The 20,059-nt window shown below is 60.3% G+C and carries 15 protein-coding genes; 4 read left to right on the top strand and 11 right to left on the bottom strand.

What is annotated here, in order from left to right; all coding sequences use genetic code 11:
- Positions 1-51: 51 nt before the first annotated feature.
- The 9 genes from ACILRC_RS03760 to ACILRC_RS03720 form a co-directional block, all read right to left on the bottom strand.
- Positions 52-759: a M48 family metallopeptidase gene (locus ACILRC_RS03760; RefSeq protein WP_395668008.1), complete on the bottom strand. Its 708-nt coding sequence runs from the start codon at positions 757-759 to the stop codon at positions 52-54.
- Positions 760-4,026 (bottom strand): type I restriction endonuclease subunit R, encoded by a 3,267-nt coding sequence (locus ACILRC_RS03755; RefSeq protein WP_395668007.1) that lies wholly within the window; start codon positions 4,024-4,026, stop codon positions 760-762. It lies immediately after the preceding gene.
- Complete coding sequence (locus ACILRC_RS03750) at positions 4,023-4,253, bottom strand: hypothetical protein (protein ID WP_395668006.1); 231 nt, start codon at positions 4,251-4,253, stop codon at positions 4,023-4,025. Before ACILRC_RS03750 ends, ACILRC_RS03755 begins: the two co-directional genes overlap by 4 nt.
- A 196-nt stretch (positions 4,254-4,449) precedes the next feature.
- Positions 4,450-5,529: a macro domain-containing protein gene (locus ACILRC_RS03745; RefSeq protein ID WP_395668005.1), complete on the bottom strand. Its 1,080-nt coding sequence runs from the start codon at positions 5,527-5,529 to the stop codon at positions 4,450-4,452.
- Positions 5,529-6,173 (bottom strand): DUF4433 domain-containing protein, encoded by a 645-nt coding sequence (locus ACILRC_RS03740; RefSeq protein ID WP_395668004.1) that lies wholly within the window; start codon positions 6,171-6,173, stop codon positions 5,529-5,531. The genes ACILRC_RS03745 and ACILRC_RS03740 overlap by 1 nt, the downstream gene beginning before the upstream one ends.
- Complete coding sequence (locus tag ACILRC_RS03735; protein ID WP_395668003.1) at positions 6,170-6,742, bottom strand: DarT ssDNA thymidine ADP-ribosyltransferase family protein; 573 nt, start codon at positions 6,740-6,742, stop codon at positions 6,170-6,172. Before ACILRC_RS03735 ends, ACILRC_RS03740 begins: the two co-directional genes overlap by 4 nt.
- A gap of 15 nt (positions 6,743-6,757) precedes the next feature.
- Positions 6,758-7,954 carry a restriction endonuclease subunit S gene (locus ACILRC_RS03730; protein ID WP_395668002.1) on the bottom strand — a complete coding sequence of 399 codons (1,197 nt, stop codon included), beginning with the start codon at positions 7,952-7,954 and terminating at the stop codon, positions 6,758-6,760.
- Positions 7,947-10,661: an N-6 DNA methylase gene (locus tag ACILRC_RS03725; RefSeq protein ID WP_395668001.1), complete on the bottom strand. Its 2,715-nt coding sequence runs from the start codon at positions 10,659-10,661 to the stop codon at positions 7,947-7,949. The genes ACILRC_RS03730 and ACILRC_RS03725 overlap by 8 nt, the downstream gene beginning before the upstream one ends.
- 123 nt (positions 10,662-10,784) lie before the next feature.
- The gene (locus tag ACILRC_RS03720; protein ID WP_395668000.1) at positions 10,785-13,022 is read right to left on the bottom strand and encodes a malate synthase G; all 2,238 of its coding nucleotides are present in this window, start codon (positions 13,020-13,022) and stop codon (positions 10,785-10,787) included.
- A gap of 108 nt (positions 13,023-13,130) precedes the next feature.
- On the opposite strand from ACILRC_RS03720, the gene ACILRC_RS03715 reads away from it, so the two are divergent.
- Both ACILRC_RS03715 and ACILRC_RS03710 read left to right on the top strand, forming a co-directional pair.
- Complete coding sequence (locus ACILRC_RS03715; RefSeq protein WP_395667999.1) at positions 13,131-14,375, top strand: CaiB/BaiF CoA transferase family protein; 1,245 nt, start codon at positions 13,131-13,133, stop codon at positions 14,373-14,375.
- Complete coding sequence (locus ACILRC_RS03710; RefSeq protein ID WP_395667998.1) at positions 14,372-15,301, top strand: LysR family transcriptional regulator; 930 nt, start codon at positions 14,372-14,374, stop codon at positions 15,299-15,301. Before ACILRC_RS03715 ends, ACILRC_RS03710 begins: the two co-directional genes overlap by 4 nt.
- A 25-nt stretch (positions 15,302-15,326) precedes the next feature.
- Here the strand turns inward: ACILRC_RS03710 and proC are convergent, their stop codons facing one another.
- Together proC and glpK are read right to left on the bottom strand one after the other, a co-directional pair.
- Entirely contained in the window at positions 15,327-16,139 is an 813-nt protein-coding gene (proC, locus tag ACILRC_RS03705) for a pyrroline-5-carboxylate reductase (RefSeq protein WP_395667997.1), read from the bottom strand.
- Between the two features lie 88 nt (positions 16,140-16,227).
- Complete coding sequence (gene glpK / locus ACILRC_RS03700; RefSeq protein WP_395667996.1) at positions 16,228-17,718, bottom strand: glycerol kinase GlpK; 1,491 nt, start codon at positions 17,716-17,718, stop codon at positions 16,228-16,230.
- Between the two features lie 165 nt (positions 17,719-17,883).
- Between glpK and ACILRC_RS03695 the strand changes: the two genes are divergently transcribed.
- Together ACILRC_RS03695 and rplN are read left to right on the top strand one after the other, a co-directional pair.
- Positions 17,884-19,491, top strand: coding sequence for an FAD-dependent oxidoreductase (locus ACILRC_RS03695; protein ID WP_395667995.1), 1,608 nt, complete (start codon positions 17,884-17,886; stop codon positions 19,489-19,491).
- Positions 19,492-19,690: 199 nt separating this feature from the next.
- Positions 19,691-20,059 (top strand): 50S ribosomal protein L14, encoded by a 369-nt coding sequence (gene rplN, locus ACILRC_RS03690; RefSeq protein ID WP_395668090.1) that lies wholly within the window; start codon positions 19,691-19,693, stop codon positions 20,057-20,059.

Here is a 20,059-nt window from a genome sequence, read left to right as displayed (position 1 = left end):
GACGGCTTATTGCGCGCTGCCGCATCGCGGTGGGATTGTTGGTGGGTGCAGTTAGAGCGCAAGATGCGCGCCACGCTGCCGCAGCCATTCCTTGCGTTCGCGGTAGTTTGGTAAGACCTTGTCGATCTCGTTCCAAAACGCTTCAGAGTGATCGCGGTGGCGCAGGTGGCACAGCTCGTGTACCACGATGTAGTCGATCACCGTCAAAGGGGCCATCAAGCACTTCCAATGGAAGTGAAGGCTCCCCTCCGATGTGCAATTTGCCCACCGAAAGCCCAAGTCCTTGATCTGCACTGCCCCAGCCACGACCCCAACCTTTGGCGCAAGATCAGCCACTCGCCGTGCAATGCGCGACTGGCCATGGTCTTTGTAGAACTGCTCAAACGCCCGCTGTGCACCCGCAGGTCCCTCGGTTTCCATGACGGAGCGCAGCAACTGAAAACGCCCATCCTTGAGCTTGAGCGCCTCAAGTTGCGCATCTACCAAAGTCAATCGGTAGCTGCTGCCCAGGTATAAAAATGACTCCCCATTCACCCATTCGCGCACCACTTTGGTGGCGTTTAGGTCGTGCCACTCGGCCAGGTTGCGGTAAATCCACATTCGCTTGGAAAGCACGGTTTCATCCACCTGCTCAGGCGTCATCTTTTTGGGAGGACGCACACGCACCACGCCATCGCGTTCAATGACGATGTCAGTGGTTTTCCGTTCTGCACCGGCCAGCAGTTGGTACTCGATATCTTGAACTCGGCGAACCTGCATTCAGGGTCCTCTGTGTTGGCTGGCGGCTAGCAAAAGGCTGTGTCGGTTTTTTGCTAGTTTCATGATCTCTAGCGTCACACGTTCACGGCGGGCTTTGAGCCCCTCAATGTTCGCTTTCGCGATTTCTGTTTTTATTGCACCTCGCAAGCGCTTTTGTTGGTCCGCGTTGAGCCAGAAGTCGAGACCGCCCAATGTCTCTTGCAGCAAACCCACAAGCTCCCGTACCAGTTTCTCCAAAGCGGCTTGGTCCGTTTCAGAAACTACTCCGTCAGCAAATCCAATTTGCACGATGTGATCGTAAAACGTGCTTGCCTCTCGCTCCATGCCAGCGCCTGCGTGGGTGCGCCCGGCGATGGCGTGTGTGCGCAGTTCGGTCAGTTTTTCCGCTAACAAGTCCCATTGCTCATGGTGCTTCTCGATCAGTGCATCGACCTTGGCCGACAGGCTCTTGAAGAACGCCGGGTCCTCGTCGTGGTGCACTGTGCAATGTTTGCGAATGGCATGCTCCATTTCACTGGCTTTGGCCGCCACGTTGTCGCCTGCATGTGCGGCCAGCTTTTCCATGAAATCGGACGCCAGTAGCTCTACCGGCTCCACCTTCGGGTTTATTCCCAGACTGATCAAGTGCATATTGATCAAGGCTTTTACCTTCTCGCCCGCATTACCCAGGCTCAGGCTAGTGTCTTTGTACCGTTCTTTTGCTACCGCCAAGATGTAGCCGAACCGCTTGGCCGGTACCCGAAACGCCTGGGCCGAAGCATGCGGCATCACCACATCCATGCTCATCAAAAACTTCTTCAGGTACACACCAAAATCCGCTCGGTGTCGTTCGTTTTTTAAAGCCGTCACAGCGGCGTGCACGACCTCCGCGTCTGCGGCCAAGCCGGGGGACTCGCCGTTGACAAAACGCCTGATGTTTTTGACGCCCAATGCATCAAAGTGTTGCAGCAACCGCTGGTAGCGCTCGTCCAATACCGGCAGCTCAGAGCTGATGTTTTGCAAACCGCTGTGCAACTCTTGCATCTCGTCGCTTGCGGCGTAAATCGTGAGTGCGTCGGTCAAGTGGTTGGCAAGGCCTATGTAGTCAACGATGTAGCCACGCTGCTTTCCGCGTGCTACGCGGTTGGTTCGGGCAATGGCTTGCAAAAGCGTGTGCTCGCGCAGCTTTTTGTCGATGTACATCACCTGTTCAATCGGCGCATCAAAGCCTGTGAGCAGCATGTCGCACACGATCAAAAACGCAATGCCGGTGCCGGCGGCATCCGGGTCCTCTTGGTTGAATGCTTTGCAGAAGTTGTTGGTGGCGTTCAAGCGGGCAGCCTCTTTGCGCGCTTGCGTCACAAAGGCCGCTTCATTGGTGCCGTCGGACGAAATCACCACCGCCGTTTTGAGGAATTTCAACTGCGCAAGCAGCGCAGTGTCTGGCGTTGCCTTTTGCTCCTCGGCGGCAATGCGTTCAGTCAGTGCGTTGCGAATACCGTTTTGGTAGCGAATGCATGCCAGCTTGGAGTGGCACACCACCTGCGCCTTGAAGCCATTGGGCAAGATGTTGTCCACATAGTGGTTCACCAAGTCCTTGGCGATCGCATTGATTCGGTTCTCCGCCTCTAGCAAGTCACCCGTGGCACCGTATTTTTTCTTAATGGCCAGCAAGTCCTCGGCACTGCGCTCTTTGAACAGGTCTTCAAACGCTTCGTCGAAAGCATGCTTTTCATTCAGCGCCGTGTCGGCCGTTTTGCCTTCGTACAAGATTTGCAGCGTCACTTCGTCATTGACCGCATCCATCAGCCGGTACGTATCGATGTATTCGCCAAAGCGCTTATGCGTTTTTCGCCCGCCATGCCGTTCGGTAATCAGCGGCGTGCCAGTAAAGGCTATGCGCGTGGCATTGGGGAAGGCCTCGAACAAGTTGTCGCCCAAGTCAGACCCTTGCGTTCGGTGCGCCTCGTCAATCATCAAAATGATGCGCTCGGAAGTGTTGACCACACCAAACGTCTGCCCGGCGGGTATGGCCAAGTAAGTTCCTAGCGCCTCGGCCACCGTGTTGGTCAGTGCTTCTTTGCGTTCCTGAAACTTGTGCACCATCACCATGTTCACGTCCGAGCTGTCTGTGCCCAGTTGGCGGCGCAGCTCGGCACGGGTTTCAATCACGTTCACTCGCGCGCCTATTAGCGTGGCGGTTTCGCCCAACTGCGCTTCCAGGTCTTGCCGGTCGTTTACCAGCACAATTTTGTAGTCGTTGAGGTCGCTGCTGGCGCGCAGCATGCGGGCCAGAAACACCATGGTCAGCGACTTGCCTGAGCCCTGCGTGTGCCACACCACGCCGCTGCGCTCCGCACTACTGGCCCCCGTGCGCAAGCGCTGCAAAATTTTGGCCGCAGCGCGGTATTGCTGGTAGCGGCACACCACCTTGATGCGAGGCCCGCTGTCGGTGTCCATACAGATGGTGCTGGTGCGCAGTATGTGCAGCAGGTTGTGCCGGGTGAGCATGCCCGCTACCAGCCGCTGCTGCGCGCTCATGCCTTGCAGGGCTGAATCGTCGTGCGGGTAGAGCGTCTTCCAGTCGTAAAAATGCTCTTCGCCACTGGTGATGGTGCCGTAGTCTGCCTCCAGCCCGCTAGAGCGAATCAGCAGCAGGTTGCTATGGAACAGCCGGGGTTCGCCTTCGCGCAGACCTGCGGCTGCCGTGTCGGCGCGCTTGTTCATGTAGCGCTGCAGCTGCACAAAGGCCTCGGCCATGGGGTTGGCACAGGTTTCCGAGCCCTTTTTGCACTCCACCACGCACAGTGGAATGCCGTTCACCAGCAACACAATGTCCGGGATGATGAACGCCTTTACACACCCAGGCGTGTCAATGCGGAACTGGTTGATGGCATGGAAGGAGTTGTTCTCGGGGTGCGCAAAGTCAATCAGCTGCACCACCGGGTCGGCCTCGCCCGTGACCTCGTTCACATCCACTTGGGCTTTGAACAGCAGCGCCTGAATGGCCTCGTTGGCTTCCAGCAGGGTGCGGTTGGGTTGGCGCAGCAGCTGGCCGCGCAGGTCGTCGAGCTGGCGGTCGGTGAGCCAGTGCTTGCCATCGGGCAAGGTGTTGATGCGACGCACTGCCGCATCAAACACACCGGGCAGCAGCCATTCGCGAAACGATGTGCGCAGGCTGACGGCCGGGTCTTGGGGGATGGTGGCGCAGCCCTGGTCCACCACCGTCCAGCCTTGGGCGGCGAGTTGCTGCAAAAAGGGGAGCTCTACCTCGCTGTATTCGCTCATGGCAAAGCGTTTGCTTGTTCTTTTAGCAGTGGCGCTTTAGCCAATTGATGTGCTGGCACTGAAATCATGAAAGAGCCACCGTGCGCTAGTGATTTCAAAGCTTTACACTTTTCGCCAGCTGTCCTTATTTGGATTGAGCTAAACCCAATGTCCACAAAAACATGAGCTTCATCCAGCATTGGGCAACTTCCCACCGCTAGCTTGAGCGCAGCCTCAATGTCAGCCAAGGAGAAATTCCAAAACCGGGTACTTTCAGCTTGGGCTGGATGCTTTATGGTTGTCTGCGTCCGGTAGTTGCGGTCGACGTGGGCTACCGCGTCAGCCAGTACCGCATCACGTTGCCCGCGAAAGGACTTGTCGTATGTGCAGTTGATCGGTGAGCCCTCGGGTCGCCACCGAACGTCGACTTGGAGTGCGGTCACTTTATGCCACGCACGAAGGTCCGACTTGGGCCAATCGCTCCAGTGCAATTCCAATCGCGCGGTCATTAAAAAGCTTGGACTTGCGTGCGGCACCGCCTTCATGTCGCCATGAGCTCAGACCCACACGCACGGCCTCCACTGTAGGAGCCACGCCTTCCCGGCTTAGCAGCCAGTCCACTGTGGACAGCAGCTCCATGCCAAACGGGGATTCAAAGCCGTCAATCAACTCGGTTGTTTGCTCAAGTGCCTCCATGTAAGCCTTGGCTTCGCTGCGCAGATAGCCCTGTACCAAATCCTTGCGACTGTCGTTGAACCAAACCACATCGAGCGGGGTTGAATCGGCAATACGCTTTTCACTACGCAGATAGCTGCCGTCTAAGCTGTTGAGCAAATGGTTCAAGTCCGGTGCATACGGCCCAAACTTGTTGGCTTCAAACTTTAAGTTCAAAGGGCTTTTACCTAGGTTGAGCCGCTCAATAGAACGTTCCAGAAACCAGGCCAGCTTTTGGACTTCCAGCAAACTGCACTCCATCCCCAGAACCCAGTACCGGCGCACTAGCTCCGCAATCAGCGCGCGCGGCGCCGTTAGCTTTTCAACGCCAGAGCGCTTGGCTACGTTCTGGTATTCCTTGGTGGGCTCAAACACGGTGATGTGGATATCGGTCAGATCGCCCAATGCGCGCTGAATCTCGAGCTTCACTGCCTCCCATTCCAATCCACCATTGCCCGCGCCCAAGGGGGGAATAGCGATGGACTGAACCTTGTTGTCGATGAGGAACTTGCGCAGGTCTTGTAGGCCCTCAGTCACCCACTCGAGTTTGGACGGTGAGCGCCAGTGGTGCTTGGTCGGGAAATTCACAATCCAGCGCGGGCCGTCCAGTTCAGCGGGTTGGGTGACAAACATATGGCCGGTACGCACCTGGTGTGCTTTGCACGCGGCCGCGTAGAGCCGATAGTTGTCGGCAAAGCGGTCTTTGAACATCAGCGCGATGCCTTTGCCCATCACGCCGACGGTGTTCACTGTGTTCACGAGCGCCTGCGCACGTGCCTCCAGCAAGTTACCTGTTGTGAAATTGAGCATCAGAAATACCAATCCGGACGTCCATGAACTGGCAAGTTGAGCCCTTGGGCCGCCACTTGCGCCTGAGCCTGCATTTTGCAGGTTTCTGAATGGCAAACAATACCGATCAACCCCGATACGGGGCAATGCCGATGAACCAGCGCCTCGGCCTGATAGCGCTCAAACTTGGCGGGGTCGTTTTCGTCGCGCTTGAAATCCCGCGCCTGCAAGAGCTTCCAGTCCACCTTGCCCAGATGGGCCAGGTCATCGTAATAGGTCGCCCAGCGGTAAAAGGCGTGCATATCGGTAAACAAGAACGGCAGCCCCAGCTTGGCCACATGGTGCAGGCTGGACACCAAAATCAGGATCTCGTCGTTCTGCCGTTGTTGCACACCGCCGCGCCCCGAGCGGATGTTGCGCATCATCACCGAGAAAGGCGTGAAGTAAAAGGGTACATAGTCGTTCAGCAGCCCGCCCGGTGGCATAGGCACAGCGTGGCGTGCGCGCTTGTCAATCAGTTCCGCATTACCAATGCTCACCCAGTTAGGTGCCCGCAGTGCACTATTGCCGCAGTGCAGTCCATGCTGCAGCACCCACGGTAAATTGTCGCGATGGATGATTCGCCAGATCAGCGCTTTTTCGGGGTTGAGGTTCTTGTAAATCATTTAAGAAACATGTTCTCATTTACGTCAACCCTAACGGCTACTCCCAGGCGATTGGCCCACGTACGGACTTTTCGTTCAATCGTTGTGTCGCGGACATAGATAGCAAAGAACTGAGAAACTGGCACTGTGCTGGGTGCAAGGCACTCGGCCATGCATACGCTCTTGCAAACCGGGTCACGGTAATCGCGTTGATTCATCTTCTGCCAATCGATTGCCTCAAAACCCTCAGCGTAATCGAGCAGTTCCATTTCACCGCTGGCCAACGGGTGGCGAGGAAGAATTTTCCAGTTCTTCTTGGCAGCAAGCTCACGCTTCGCGGCAATGAGTGCGAATGGGGTGTCCTTGTGGGTTTTCTGAACAATTCCATCGAAAGGGTTGTTTACGAACCAGTGAAACGGGACATACCCCTCCAACACCAAGCCCTGCCGTTTATGAAGGATCTCTTTGTCCGCAACGTCTTGGAAACCCGTCAGCTGATTCCGGGGCAGAAGCCCTTTCTCAAGGATGGATGGGATGTTCTTGAGTGCTGTCAAGTGATAGATGAGCTTCTTGTTTTTGTAATCCGCCATACGCTCCCCAATATGCTATTGAACTGAGACCTTGCCTGTGAGCAGGTCTTGCATGAGGCCAAGTTTTTGTTGGCGCAGTTTTGCCAAGTGGTCACGCAATGCAAATATGCGGGTGTCTGCGGATTTGAGCTTTTTGGCAATCGCTTGTTGTTCAGCTAGCTCGACTGGGCAAGCGATCTTCAAGCGTTTGAAGTACGCCAAGCCAATGGTCAGGATGGTGCTGCCCATGGCGATGTTCTCAAACGTGCGCTTGTTGAACTGCAGCCAGTAATACAGGAAGTGGTTGTCCATCTTCTGGTCGCACTTCCAGCACATGAAGTGTTGACTAACCGCCATGGACTCGGTGGTGATGGCGCTTTTGCCAACGCCTGCATCACGCGACAGCACCACGATGCCTGCTGGGTGCAACACTGCGGATGAATTCAGGATGCCTTTGTGGCTAACTTCAAGCTCCGTGTCTGAAATGTAGAGTTGGTCCAACTTCTTGGAGTCCGCCAGCGACACCCATTTGATGCCGCCATTCCAATACTCGGGGTGGTCTTTGTTTGGCGTGTGGCCGCTGCCCCGATGCGCCAAGTTATCTAGTAGCTCATACTGCCACTCCCTCGGAATCCACCCAATCGCCGTTTCCTGGTACAGCTCGGGCGCATGTTCGCGGGGTGGGCGAAGTTGGCCGTTGGGGAGCACGCCACGGGTGAAGAGGTCGTGCATCAGGCCGGCTTTGATGTGCTGGTATTTCTCGATCAGCGCTTCGGTTTGTTCGATGGCGGTGTCGATGGTCGAGAGTACCCGACAGATCGCTGTTTGTTTCTCTGTATCCGGCGCTAACAGCATGAAACTGCGGATGAAGTCTTTGCGTAAATGCCTTAACCCTGAACCTTCAAAACCCACATAGTCAATTTTTGAAAGACTAAGTTCAAGTGCGCGGAAAACAAACTCCTGTAGCAACAGATTTTGGTCACGAACTCTGAATGCCCACGTGTCGGTGGAGTATGCGAACTTCTCTTTGCCTAAGTGAACAGATGCAACGCCGCCAGTTCCCATCAATATGGCCTCGCGATCACATTGCCATGTGTTGGTGCGCTTCGGTGTCGAGCTAGAGCAAAAAAATGGATAAGCGCCGCTACTCGTGGCAGCAGCAGCGGGCAAGATCGACTTTGGCAACTCGATCAGTACGTCCCCCAAGCGAACTGGAGACACTTCCTCACTCATACCCCAACTCCACCAAAAACCCCTGCAACGCCGCCGCCGCCGCATCCCGCTGCGCCTCAATCTGCTTGGCCGTCACTGCGTATTTGCGCCACAGGTTTTCAATGGCAGCCACACAAGCCCGTTGATCGGCGCGCAGGTAGTGTTGGAAGTTACTCATCAACACTTGGCCGAGGCGCTGGATGATGATGACGCGAGCCTCATCGGCGCTGATTTTTTTGCGGGCTTGCTCCACCAATGCGTCGCGCTTCTCGGTGGTGCTTTTGATGTGGGCTTTGAGGGTTTTGGCTTCGTCTTCCAGTGCTTTGTGGCGTTGGAGCTGTGCTTCGATGCGAACTGCCTCTTTGGCAAACGCTTGCCAGTCGCCCAGACCGGGGTCGCGCTTGGCCGCCTTGGCCATGCCCTTGGCGTCTTTGAGTGCGGCCTTGAGCGACTTCACCTCGTCGGCTGGCAGCACGCCCGTGTCTTCGGTGTCTTCAAAGTCTTCTTCGCTGGCGGCGGTAAACAGGGCTTGCAGTTCAGCCAGGCGGGCGTGCTGGGTCTCTAGCTCGGCCAGCACCTGGGGGAACTGGCTTTGCAGAATGTCGTCGTCCGGTATCAGCTCGGGGCCCCAGCCGCTGGCGGCGATGGATTTGAGGTCGGACGCCAGGGTTTGGTAGAAGTTGGCAAACGCGCCGCGCACCTGGTAGCGGGTAAGCAGAGACTGGCCCACCAACACGCGCTCGATTCCGTCTAGCAGGGCGGCGCGCACGGCGTACACGTTGCGGTCGGTGGCGTGTTGGTTGGTGGCGTCGGGGGCCAGGGCTTCCACGATAGGCAGGTGCTGTTGCCACCACGCGCCGAGCTGCCGCATGAACTGGGCTTGGCGCTCTAGCACGCCGGGGTGCTGGGCCACGTGCTCTGCGATGGCGCGCTGGCTTTGCAGGGCTTGGGTGAAATCGGCGTATGGGACGGGGGCCGGCCCTTCGACAGGCTCAGGGCGAACGGGGTTTAGTAGGGAGCCAACGGGGTTTGGTGGGGGGCGAACGGGGTTTGGTGAGGGGCGAACGGGGTTTGGTGAGGGGCTAGCGGGGTTTGGTGAGGGGCTAGCGGGGTTTGGTGGGGTGCGGACGGTGAAGCAGCTCTCGCGCAAGCCGGGGTAGTTGTGCCAGAAGTGGGCGAGGGTGTCCACTTCGGCCAGGGGCACACCGCCATGCAGGTGGGCACGCACGTCGTGCGGTTCAGGGGGTGGCGCGTTGTCCACGTAGCGGCGGATGTTGCAGTTGTAGTCTTCTGCTTGGATTTCGGCCACCGGCACGCGCCTGGCATAGGCGGGTATGTCTTGCCCCGCGCGGTATGCGTGGACGATCTTGTCAATGTCTTCGGCGCGCAGGTGGTTTTGGGCCTTGCCTTCGCGGTATTCGCGGTCTGCGTTGATGAACAGCACTTGGCTGCGCTGCGCGGCTTTGTCTTTGTTGAGCACCACGATGCAGGCCGGAATACCGGTGCCATAGAACAGGTTGCCCGGCAGGCCGATGACGGCTTCTAAATAGCCGTTGTCAATAAAGTGTTTGCGCGCCTCACGCTCTTCGCCACCGCGAAACAGCACGCCGTGGGGCATGACGGTGGCCAGGCGGCCATCGTTTTTCAGCACCGCCAGCATGTGTTGCACAAACATGAGGTCGGCCTTTTTTCCTTTTTCGGGCATCCACACTGGGAAGCGGCCAGGAAACTGCATGTCTTTCTTGATGTAGTTCTGGCTGAACGGTGGGTTGGCCAGCACGCGGTCAAAGCGGCGCAGTTGGTTGGTCTCGTCTTTGTGCTGGGGCTCGCGCAGGGTGTCTTGCTGGCGAATGTCGGCGTCGGGAATGCCGTGCAGCAGCATGTTCATTTTGCAAATCGACCAGGTGGTGCCCATTTTTTCCTGGCCGAACAGGCGCACGTTGGAGGCGTCTTGTCCCTTTTCACGGACGTAATCGCGCACCTGAATCAGCATGCCGCCGGAGCCAACGGTTGGGTCGTACACGCGCATGCCGTCTTCGGGGTCGCAGATTTCCACGCAAATGCGCACCACTTCGGCGGGGGTGTAAAACTCGCCGGCTTTTTTGCCCGCAGAGTCGGCAAAGTACTTGATGAGCCATTCATAGGCTGCGCCCAGCAGGTCAGGGAACTCGAAGTCGCTGTCTTTGAGCGGAATCTTGTCGAAGTTCTGAATGAAGTCGGCCAGCGTGTCGTCGTCCAGGGTGGTCTGGCCTATCTTGCGGTTGAAATTGATGGTGCCTTTGAGTACGTCTTGCAGGGCTTCGGCGTTGTCTTCTTCCAAGGCCTCTAAAGCCTTGTTGAGCATGGAGCCAACGTTGGTTTTGAGGTGCTTGAGGGCCGGGTGTTGAATGGTTTTTGGGTTGCCGTTCGGGTCCGTGGTGTGCTCTGACCATGGCGTACTCCAGCGGGCGCGCTCTGGCACAAAGAAATACTTGCCGGCGTACTGGTCTTTGTCTTCCAGGTTGAGCGCGATGTCGGCGCTGCTGAGTCCGGCGGCTTTGCCTTCAGCCTTGATTTGCTCGCGGCGCTCGTCAAACAGGTCGCTGGCGCGTTTGAGAAATAGCATGCCAAAGATGTACTCCTTGTACTCGCTGGCGTCCATGTTGCCGCGCAGCGCATCGCAGGCGGTCAGCAACAGGTATTCGAGGCGGCTAAGGGTCAGTTTGGCGGGCGACGTGGTGGGCAACATGGTGGGCGATAGTAGCAACTCCGACAAGAGCAATTTGCTGAATCGCGCCAAAGAAAAACGGCACTCGAAGGTGCCGTTTTAACTAGAGGAAGCCAGGGTGGTCAGGCGTTAGGGGCATGGGGTTCAAGCCGCTTTCACTTGCAAACGCCAAGCATGCAACAGCGGCTCGGTGTAGCCGCTGGGCTGCTCCAGGCCCTTGAACACCAGATCGGTGGCCGCCTTGTAGGCTTTGGAGGTTCCGAAGTTGCCCGCCATGTTTTTGTAAAGCTTGTCGCCCGCATTTTGCTTGTCCACCACGGCAGCCATGCGCTCAAAGGTTTCAGAAACCTGCGCCTTCGTCGCCACGCCGTGCAACAACCAGTTGGCCATGTGCTGGCTGCTGATGCGCAAGGTGGCGCGGTCTTCCATCAGGCCCACGTTGTGGATATCGGGCACCTTGGAGCAGCCCACGCCCTGGTCGACCCAGCGCACCACATAGCCCAGAATGCCCTGGGCGTTGTTGTCCAGCTCTTGCTGCTTCTCGGCGGCAGACCAGTTGGGCGTGGTGGTCACAGGAATGGTCAGCAAGCCGGTGAGCAGCGTGTCGCGCACCTTTTCGTAGTTGGTTTTTTCCAGGTCTTTCTGGATGTCGGCCACCAGCACCTGGTGGTAGTGCAAAGCATGCAGTGTCGCGCCGGTGGGGCTGGGCACCCAGGCGGTGTTGGCACCGGCCAGTGGGTGGCCGATTTTTTGTTGCAGCATGGCCTTCATCAAATCGGGCATGGCCCACATGCCTTTGCCGATTTGCGCCTTGCCGCGCAGGCCGCAGCTTAGGCCGACCAGCACGTTGTTCTTTTCGTAAGCGGCAATCCAGGCGCTGGTCTTCATGTCGCCCTTGCGCACCATGGGACCCGCGTGCATGGAGGTGTGCATCTCGTCGCCGGTGCGGTCCAAAAAGCCGGTGTTGATGAAGGCCACGCGGCTGGCGGCTGCGGCAATGCAGGCCTTCAGGTTGACGCTGGTGCGGCGCTCCTCGTCCATGATGCCGAGCTTGACGGTGCTCTCCGGCAGCCCCAGCACCTTCTCTACCCGGCCAAACAGCTCGGCAGCAAACGCCACTTCGGCGGGGCCGTGCATCTTGGGCTTGACGATATAGACCGAGCCCTTGCGCGAGTTGCGCACCAGGCCCTTGTCAGCGTCTTTCTTGGTGCGCTGCAGATCGTGCAGGGCGATGGTGGTGGTCACCATGGCGTCCAGAATGCCCTCGGGGATTTCTTGCTGCGTGCCATCGGCGGCCGTGTAGAGCACCGCCGGGTTGGTCATCAGGTGGCCCACGTTGCGCAGGAACATGAGACTGCGGCCGTGCAGCCGGACGGTGCCTTTGCCGCTGGCCGCTGTGTAGATGCGGTCCGGGTTGAGGCCGCGCGTCAGCGCCTTGCCGCCTTTCTCGAATCGCTCCACCAGCGTGCCTTGCAGTATGCCCAGCCAGTTGCTGTAGGCCAGCACCTTGTCCTCGGCGTCCACCACGGCCACCGAATCTTCGAGATCGAGGATGGTGGACAAAGCGGCTTCGACCACCAAGTCGCTCACGCCAGCGGCATCGGTTTTGCCAATGGGTGTGCTGCGGTCGATTTGCACATCAAGATGCAGCCCGTGGTGCTGCAACAAGACCGAGCTGGGCGCTTTGGCATCGCCCGTGTAGCCGATGAACTGGGTGTTGTCTTGCAGTTTGGAGGTGCCGCCCTCCTTGAGCGAGACCACCAACTGGCCGTCCTTGACGCGGTAGCCGGTGGAGCCCACATGCGAGCCCTTCTTGAGAGGCGCGGTGCGGTCCAGCACATGGCGCGCGTACGCAATGACCTTCTTGCCGCGCTTGGGGTTGTAGCCGCCTTTTTTACCGGCCTTTTCACAGCCTTTTTCTTCCGAGATGACGTCGGTGCCGTACAGCGCGTCGTACAGCGAGCCCCAGCGGGCGTTGGCGGCGTTGAGGGCGTAGCGGGCGTTCAGAATGGGCACCACCAGCTGTGGCCCGGCTTGTTTGGCCAGCTCAGTGTCCACGTTGGCAGTGCTCACCTTGACCTTCTTGGGGCTGGGTACCAGGTAGCCGATTTCTTCCAGCATGGCTTTGTAGGCAGGCATGTCGGCAATGGGGCCGGGGTGGGCTCGGTGCCAAGCGTCCAGTGCGGTTTGCAGGCGGTCGCGCTCGGCCAGCAGGGCGATGTTTTTGGGCGCCAGGTCGGCCACGATGGCGTCAAAGCCCTTCCAGAAAACCTCGGGCGCAATGCCCGTTCCGGGCAGCACTTTGTCTTGGATGAAGGTGAACAACACACTGGCCACATGAAGGCGGTGGACTTGGGTGCGGGGGGTGGAAGGAGCTGACATGGGACGCCTCTTGTAAAAAATCGAACCGAACTTGGCACTGTATTCGATACTTAAAGCGCCACTATATGGAAAAATATCACTCGATTTGTGACTAGAAATGCGGTATCCATGCAAGCAAACGTCCCCTTGTCCGCCCCGTCCTTGCCCCTCGCCGGCATCCGCGTTGTCGAGTTCACCCACATGGTGATGGGCCCCACCTGCGGCATGGTACTGGCCGATTTGGGCGCCGAGGTTATCAAGGTGGAGCCGTTGGCTGGGGACAGCACCCGCAAGCTGCTGGGCAGCGGCGCGGGGTTTTATCCGCTGTTCAACCGCAACAAGAAAAGCTTGGCTATCAACCTGCAAAGCCTCAAAGGCCGCGAGGTGGTGCTGAGGCTGATCGCCACCGCCGACATCGTGAGCGAGAACTTCAAGACCGAAACGATGCAAAAGCTTGGCCTCGATTACGCATCGCTGCGCGGCTTGGACGAGCGCCTGATCTACGTCAGCCACAAAGGCTTTTTGCCTGGGCCGTACGACCACCGCACCGCGCTCGACGAGGTGGTGCAAATGATGGGTGGTCTGGCCTATATGACCGGGCGCCCGGGCGACCCGCTGCGCGCGGGCAGCAGCGTCAACGACATCATGGGTGGCATGTTCGGTGCAATTGGTGCCATGGCCGCGCTGATGCAGCGCCAGCACACCGGCAAAGGACAAGAGGTGCAGTCGGCGCTGTTTGAGAACAACATTTTTCTGGTGGCCCAGCACATGCTGCAGTTCGCCGTCACCGGCAAGCCCGCCGCGCCCATGCCCGAACGCATTTCGCCCTGGGGCATTTACGACGTGTTTGCAGTCAAAGACCAGGCGCAGATTTTCTTGGCCGTGGTGGGCGACACGCAGTGGGGCGTGTTTTGCAAGGCCTTTGCTTACGCCGACCTAGCCGCTGATCCCCGCACCGCCACCAACAACGACCGCGTGCGCGCCCGCAGCTGGCTCATCCCGCTGCTGCGGGAAAGGCTGGCGCAACACAGTGCACAGGAACTGACCGCGGTCTTCGAGGCCCATGGTTTGCCCTTTGCGCCGATCACCGATCCGCAGCATTTGTTTGACGACCCGCACCTGCAGCAAACCGGCGGCCTGGCCCCGATGGAGCTGCCCGATGGCCGGCCCACCACCGTGCCCTTGTTGCCGCTCATGCTTGACGGCCAGCGCCTGGGCTTGCGCCACAACCCGCCCAAGCTCGATGAGCATGGCATGGAAATCGTTCGCGGCCTGGGTTACGCGGACGAGGAAATCACTGCCATGCGCAAGGACGGCATCCTGCGCTCTGCGGCGTTCGAGGTGGCTGCGCCCAATGCCGCACCCACCCCATGAGCAAGCTCAAGCAACTGGAGTCCTTTGTGTCGATTGCCCAGCGCGGCAGCCTGACCGCCGCCGCCCATGCCGAGGGCGTAGCACCCGCCATCATGGGTCGCAGGCTGGATGCATTGGAAGAGCGCTTGGGCGTGAAGCTGCTGTTGCGCACCACGCGGCGCATCACGCTCACCCACGAGGGCAGTGCGTTTTTGGAGGACTGCCAGCGCATCTTGGCCGACCTCGCCAATGCCGAGGCCAGCGTGAGCGCCGGTGGCATCAAAGCCAGCGGCCACCTGCGCACCACCGCGCCAGCGGGTTTTGGACGGCGCCATGTGGCCCCGCTGGTGCCGCAGTTTCAGGCGCTGCACCCGGAGGTCACGATCTCGCTCAACCTGAGCGACCGCGTGGTGGACCTGGCCGCCGAGGGCTTTGACTGCGCGGTGCGGGTGGGCGACATGCCGGACTCGTCCTTGGTGAGTGTGCGCATGGCCGACAACCGTCGCCTGTGCGTGGCGGCACCGGCGTTTTTGGCACGCCATGGCACGCCGCAAACACCGGCCGACTTGCTGCGCCTGAGCTGCCTCACCCTCTCCAGCGATGCCTCACAAACCCGTGGCTGGGCGTTTCGCAGTCAACCCGGCGATGCGACCGGGGTCACCTACCTCAAACCTGCCGGGCCGCTGGACTGCTCTGACGGCCAGGTGCTGCACGACTGGTGTTTGGCTGGCTACGGCATCGCCTGGCGCAGCACCTGGGAGGTGGAGGCCGACATCGCAGCGGGCCGGCTGGTGCCCTTGCTAGAAGACTATGCGGCCCCGCCCAACGGCATCTATGCGGTGTTCCCGCAGCGCAAGCACTTACCGCTGCGCGTGCGGCTGTGGATTGAACACCTCAAGCAGCACTTCGGTTCGCCCGAGTTTTGGAAGGTGCCGGCCGCAAGCTAGCGGGTGTGGCTGGCGCGGCTGGAGCCTATGCGCCAAACTCCAGGCCCAGTGTGTGGGCCCGCTCGCGTGCGGCGTGTATGGCGGCGATGAAGTGGTCTTTGACCTGGCTGCGCTCCATGGAGGTGATGGCGGCATAGGTGGTGCCGCCCTTGGAGGTGACGCGTTGGCGCAGTACTTCGGGGGCATCGGTAGAAGCCCGCGCCAGTTCGCCTGCGCCCAGGCAGGTGGCCACCGCCAGCCGGTGGGCGTGTGCTGGGTCCAAGCCCATTTGCACACCGGCCGCAATCATGGCCTCCATGAAATAGAACATGTAGGCCGGGCCCGAGCCCGAGAGTGCGGTGACGGCGTCGAGCTGGTCTTCATGGTCTAGCCACAAAAATTCGCCGGTGGTGCCAATCACCCGCTCGGCCCAGGCGCGGTCTGCGGGCGTGACGGCGGGGCGGGCGCACAGCGCGGTAATGCCTTTGCCGATCAAGGCCGGCGTGTTGGGCATGCTGCGGATGACGCGCTCATTGCCCAGCCATTGCGCAATGGTCTCGCTGCGTATGCCTGCTGCCACGCTGAGGTGCAGCGCGCCTGTGGTGTAAGGCTGCGCGGCCGCGGCCGCCTCTTTGAATACCTGGGGTTTGACCGCCCAGATCACCATGCCCGCCTGCCCGAGCGTGGCGTTGGCGTGCTCCAGCGCGTCCAGGCCCAGGCTGCTGCGCAGCGCGTTGCGGGCCGACTCAAACGGTTCGACCACCGTCAGGCCGCTGCGGGGAAATCCCTGCCGCAGCAGCCCGCCAATGAGGGCGCTGGCCATGTTGCCGCCGCCGATAAATGCAATGTGTTCGCTCATGATGTTGTCCTTTGCGCCAAGCGCTTGACCTACTGCGTTTGCAGCTCGTGTGGCGTGCTGCTCACCCAGTCGCCTGAAATACTGCCCATCACAGGACGGTTTGGCGCACCGCATGCTCCCAGTGCGCCATGCGCTGTGCTGCTTGGTCGCGCGAAATGGAGGGCTCGAAGCGGCGCTCCGCGCGCCACAGGGCGGACAGCTCGCCCGTGCTTTTGTACACCCCGGTCGTGAGTCCTGCGAGGTAGGCCGCTCCCAGCGCCGTGGTTTCGGTGACAGCAGGTCGCACCACTGCAATGCCCAGCAGATCGGCCTGAATTTGCATCAGCAAATCGTTAACGCAGGCGCCACCGTCCACCCGCAGTTCGGTCAACGGCGCCCCCCCGCCCTGGGCTGCGTCGCGCGCCATGGCCAGCAACAGCGCCGCGCTTTGGAAGGCAATGCTGTCCAGCGCCGCGCGGGCGATATGTGCCAAGGTGGTGCCGCGCGTCAGGCCGGTGATCGTGCCGCGGGCATCTGGCTTCCAATACGGCGCGCCCAAGCCGGTGAAGGCTGGCACCACCATCACACCGCCCGCGTCGGGCACGCTTTGCGCGAGGGTCTGCACCTGGTGACTGGCCTCGATCGCGTGCAGGCCGTCGCGCAGCCACTGCACGACCGCTCCGCCAACAAACACGCTGCCCTCCAGCGCGAACTCCGGTGTTGGCGTGGTTTGCGCTGCGCTGGTGGTGATCAGGCCGTTGCCCGAGGTCTCAAAGCGCGTTCCGGTGTGCATCAGCATGAAGCAGCCGGTTCCGTAGGTGTTCTTGGCCATGCCCGGCGCAAAGCAGGCTTGGCCAAACAAGGCGCTTTGCTGGTCACCAGCGACGCCGCCAATGGCGATAGGGTGGCCCAAGAGCACGGGTTGCAGCGTGCCAAACAGCGAGGCTGAGGGCTGCACGGCGGGCAGCAGGCTGGTGGGGATGTCCAGTGCAGCGAGCAACTCAGCATCCCACTGGTTGGTGTGCACATTGAACAGCATGGTGCGCGACGCGTTGCTCACATCGGTGGCATGCACTTCACCCCCGGTGAGCTGCCAGATGAGCCAGCTGTCGATGGTTCCAAAGGCCAGCTCGCCGCGCGATGCCAGTTCGCGCGCGCCTGGCACGGTATCGAGCAGCCACTGCAGCTTGGTGGCGGAAAAGTAGGCGTCCACCAGCAAGCCGGTTTTGGCCCGAATGGTGTCGGCCAGGTCACGCGCGCGCAGCGCAGCGCACGCGGGCTCGCCGCGCCGGTCCTGCCAAACGATGGCGTTGTGGATAGGCAGACCGGTCTTGCGGTTCCAGACCACCGTGGTTTCGCGTTGGTTGGTGATGCCGATGGCGCGCACCTCGCGCGCGGCCACGCCCACCTTGGCCAGCGCCTCTTGCGCGGTGGCGAGCTGGATGCGCCAAATCTCTTGTGCATCGTGCTCCACCCAGCCGGGCTGGGGGTAGATCTGCGTCAGCTCCTTCTGCGCGCTGGACACGGTGTGACCGTGTTCGTCAAACAGAATGCTGCGGGCGCTGGAAGTGCCTTGGTCGAGTGCGAGCAGGTAGGTCATCGGTGTCCCCGGAGTTCGGTGGTCTAATTTACCTTAGGCCTTCTTGCGGTTTCCTGCACGCCCGGGAAGTTCAAGCTGGGGTGCCGTCAGCCCCCAGCGAAACGGATCCGAAAGGGTCTGAAAGTGCGGCACCACCAACACTCGCGCACCGATCGGTTTTTGACCATGCCACCAGCCACCCCCGCGATGCCCACCCCGCGCGCCGAGCTGCTGGCCCGTTTGGCCCAGGAGCAGGTGGTCGATATCGCAGTGGTCGGCGGCGGCGCTACTGGTTTAGGGGTGGCACTGGACGCTGCGGCGCGCGGCCTGCGGGTGGTGCTGGTGGAGTCGCATGACTTTGCCAAAGGCACGTCGTCGCGTGCCACCAAGCTGGTGCACGGTGGCGTGCGTTACCTTGCCCAGGGCAACATCGGCTTAGTTCGTGAGGCGCTGCACGAGCGCACCACGCTTTTGCACAACGCGCCTTACTTGGCCCAGCCGCTGGCGTTTGTCATTCCCTCGTACCACTGGTGGGAGATCCCGTTTTACGGGGCGGGCTTGGCGGCGTATGACTTGCTTGCGGGCAAGGCTGGACTGGGGCGCACTGAGCTGATCGGCAAGACCCGCACCCAGGCCTTGCTGCCCTCGGTGCGGCCCGAGGGCTTGAAGGGCGGAATCAAGTACTGGGATGGCCAATTCAACGACGCCCGGCTTGCGCTGGCCTTGGCCCGCACCGCCGCGCTGCACGGCGCCTTGTTGGTCAACTACTGCCGTGCTGACGGCTTGCTGTATGAGGCTGGCCAGGTCGCGGGGGTGCAATGCGTGGACACGCTGACCGGCACAAGCTACCGGGTGCGGGCGCAGTGCGTGGTCAATGCCGCCGGGGTCTGGGTGGACGCTTTGCGGACACACGATAGTCCAGCGCATCAGGCCCTTGGCGGCGCCCCTGTCAAGCCGATGGTGGCCCCGAGTCAAGGCGCGCATTTGGTGGTGGACCGAGATTTTTTGGGTTCGGACACCGCTTTGATGGTGCCCAAAACCTCGGACGGCCGGGTCTTGTTTGCGGTGCCCTGGCTGGGCAAAGTGATTTTGGGTACCACCGACACCCCCCGCATGGACCTGGACCGAGAGCCCCTGGCCTTCGACGAGGAAGTGGCCTTTATCTTGGGTGAATCGGCCCGTTACCTGCGTCGCCCACCATGCCGCGCGGATGTCCGCAGCATCTGGGTGGGCCTGCGCCCCTTGGTGAAGCCGCAAAGCGATAGCGTCGAAGCGACCAAGGCCATCAGTCGGGAGCACACCGTGTTGGTCAGTCGAAGTGGCCTGGTGACTGTGACCGGCGGCAAGTGGACCACCTACCGGGCGATGGCCGAGGATGTGCTGTCTACCTGCGTGGCCCACGGCCTGGTTGTCACGGGGGTGGCGTCGCGCACGGGACACCTGCATTTGGTGGGCAGTGGCGGCTCGGGCCACGACGCGCCGGTGTCGATCAGCGCACCGCCGGGCCTGCATTCGTATGGCGTGGAAGCCCCCCAGGTAGCAGCCTTGCCGGGCGCCACTTCGGTGCTGTGCGACGGCTTGAGTGAGGCCATGGTGCGTTTTGCCGCCCGCTATGAGTACGCAGTGACGGTAGAGGACATGCTTGCGCGCCGCTCCCGCTTGTTGTTTTTGGACGCGCGTGCTGCCTTGGGCTTGGCAGACCGCGTCGCGGCGATCCTGCAGCAAGAGACCAGGCTGGACCCGCAGACCCAGGCGTTCAAGGTGTTGGCCGAACAGTATTTCCTGGTGCCATAAAAAATCTGGACGGTCGGCCAAATTCCGTGCATAATGATGGGCTTCGCTTGAATAAAGCTTGAAGACTCAGCCCAATTGAGCGGCGTGCAAGTGGTTTGCACGGCGAGCAACGGGCCCAAGACTGGCTTGAGGCGTTTTCTGTGGCACACCCACCGTGTGCTCGCGAATGGCGCATCAGGTGCAAGTTGGGAATAAAGAAATGATCCAAACTGAATCTCGACTGGAAGTCGCCGACAACACCGGCGCCAAATCCGTGCTGTGCATCAAGGTGCTGGGCGGATCGAAGCGTCGCTACGCTAGCGTCGGCGACATCATTAAAGTAAGCATTAAAGAAGCTGCTCCGCGCGGCCGCGTCAAAAAAGGCGAGGTTTACAGCGCTGTGGTGGTGCGCACTGCTAAGGGCATCCGTCGCAGCGACGGTTCTTTGGTGAAGTTCGACGGCAACGCCGCGGTGCTCCTAAATGCCAAGCTGGAGCCCATTGGCACCCGCATTTTTGGACCAGTCACGCGCGAGTTGCGCACTGAGAGGTTCATGAAGATCGTGTCCTTGGCGCCAGAAGTTTTGTAA

Origin of the sequence: Rhodoferax sp. (assembly GCF_044236835.1) — a bacterium.
Classification (GTDB): Bacteria; Pseudomonadota; Gammaproteobacteria; order Burkholderiales; family Burkholderiaceae_C; genus Allorhodoferax.
This window is presented reverse-complemented; position numbering and strand designations above follow the sequence as displayed.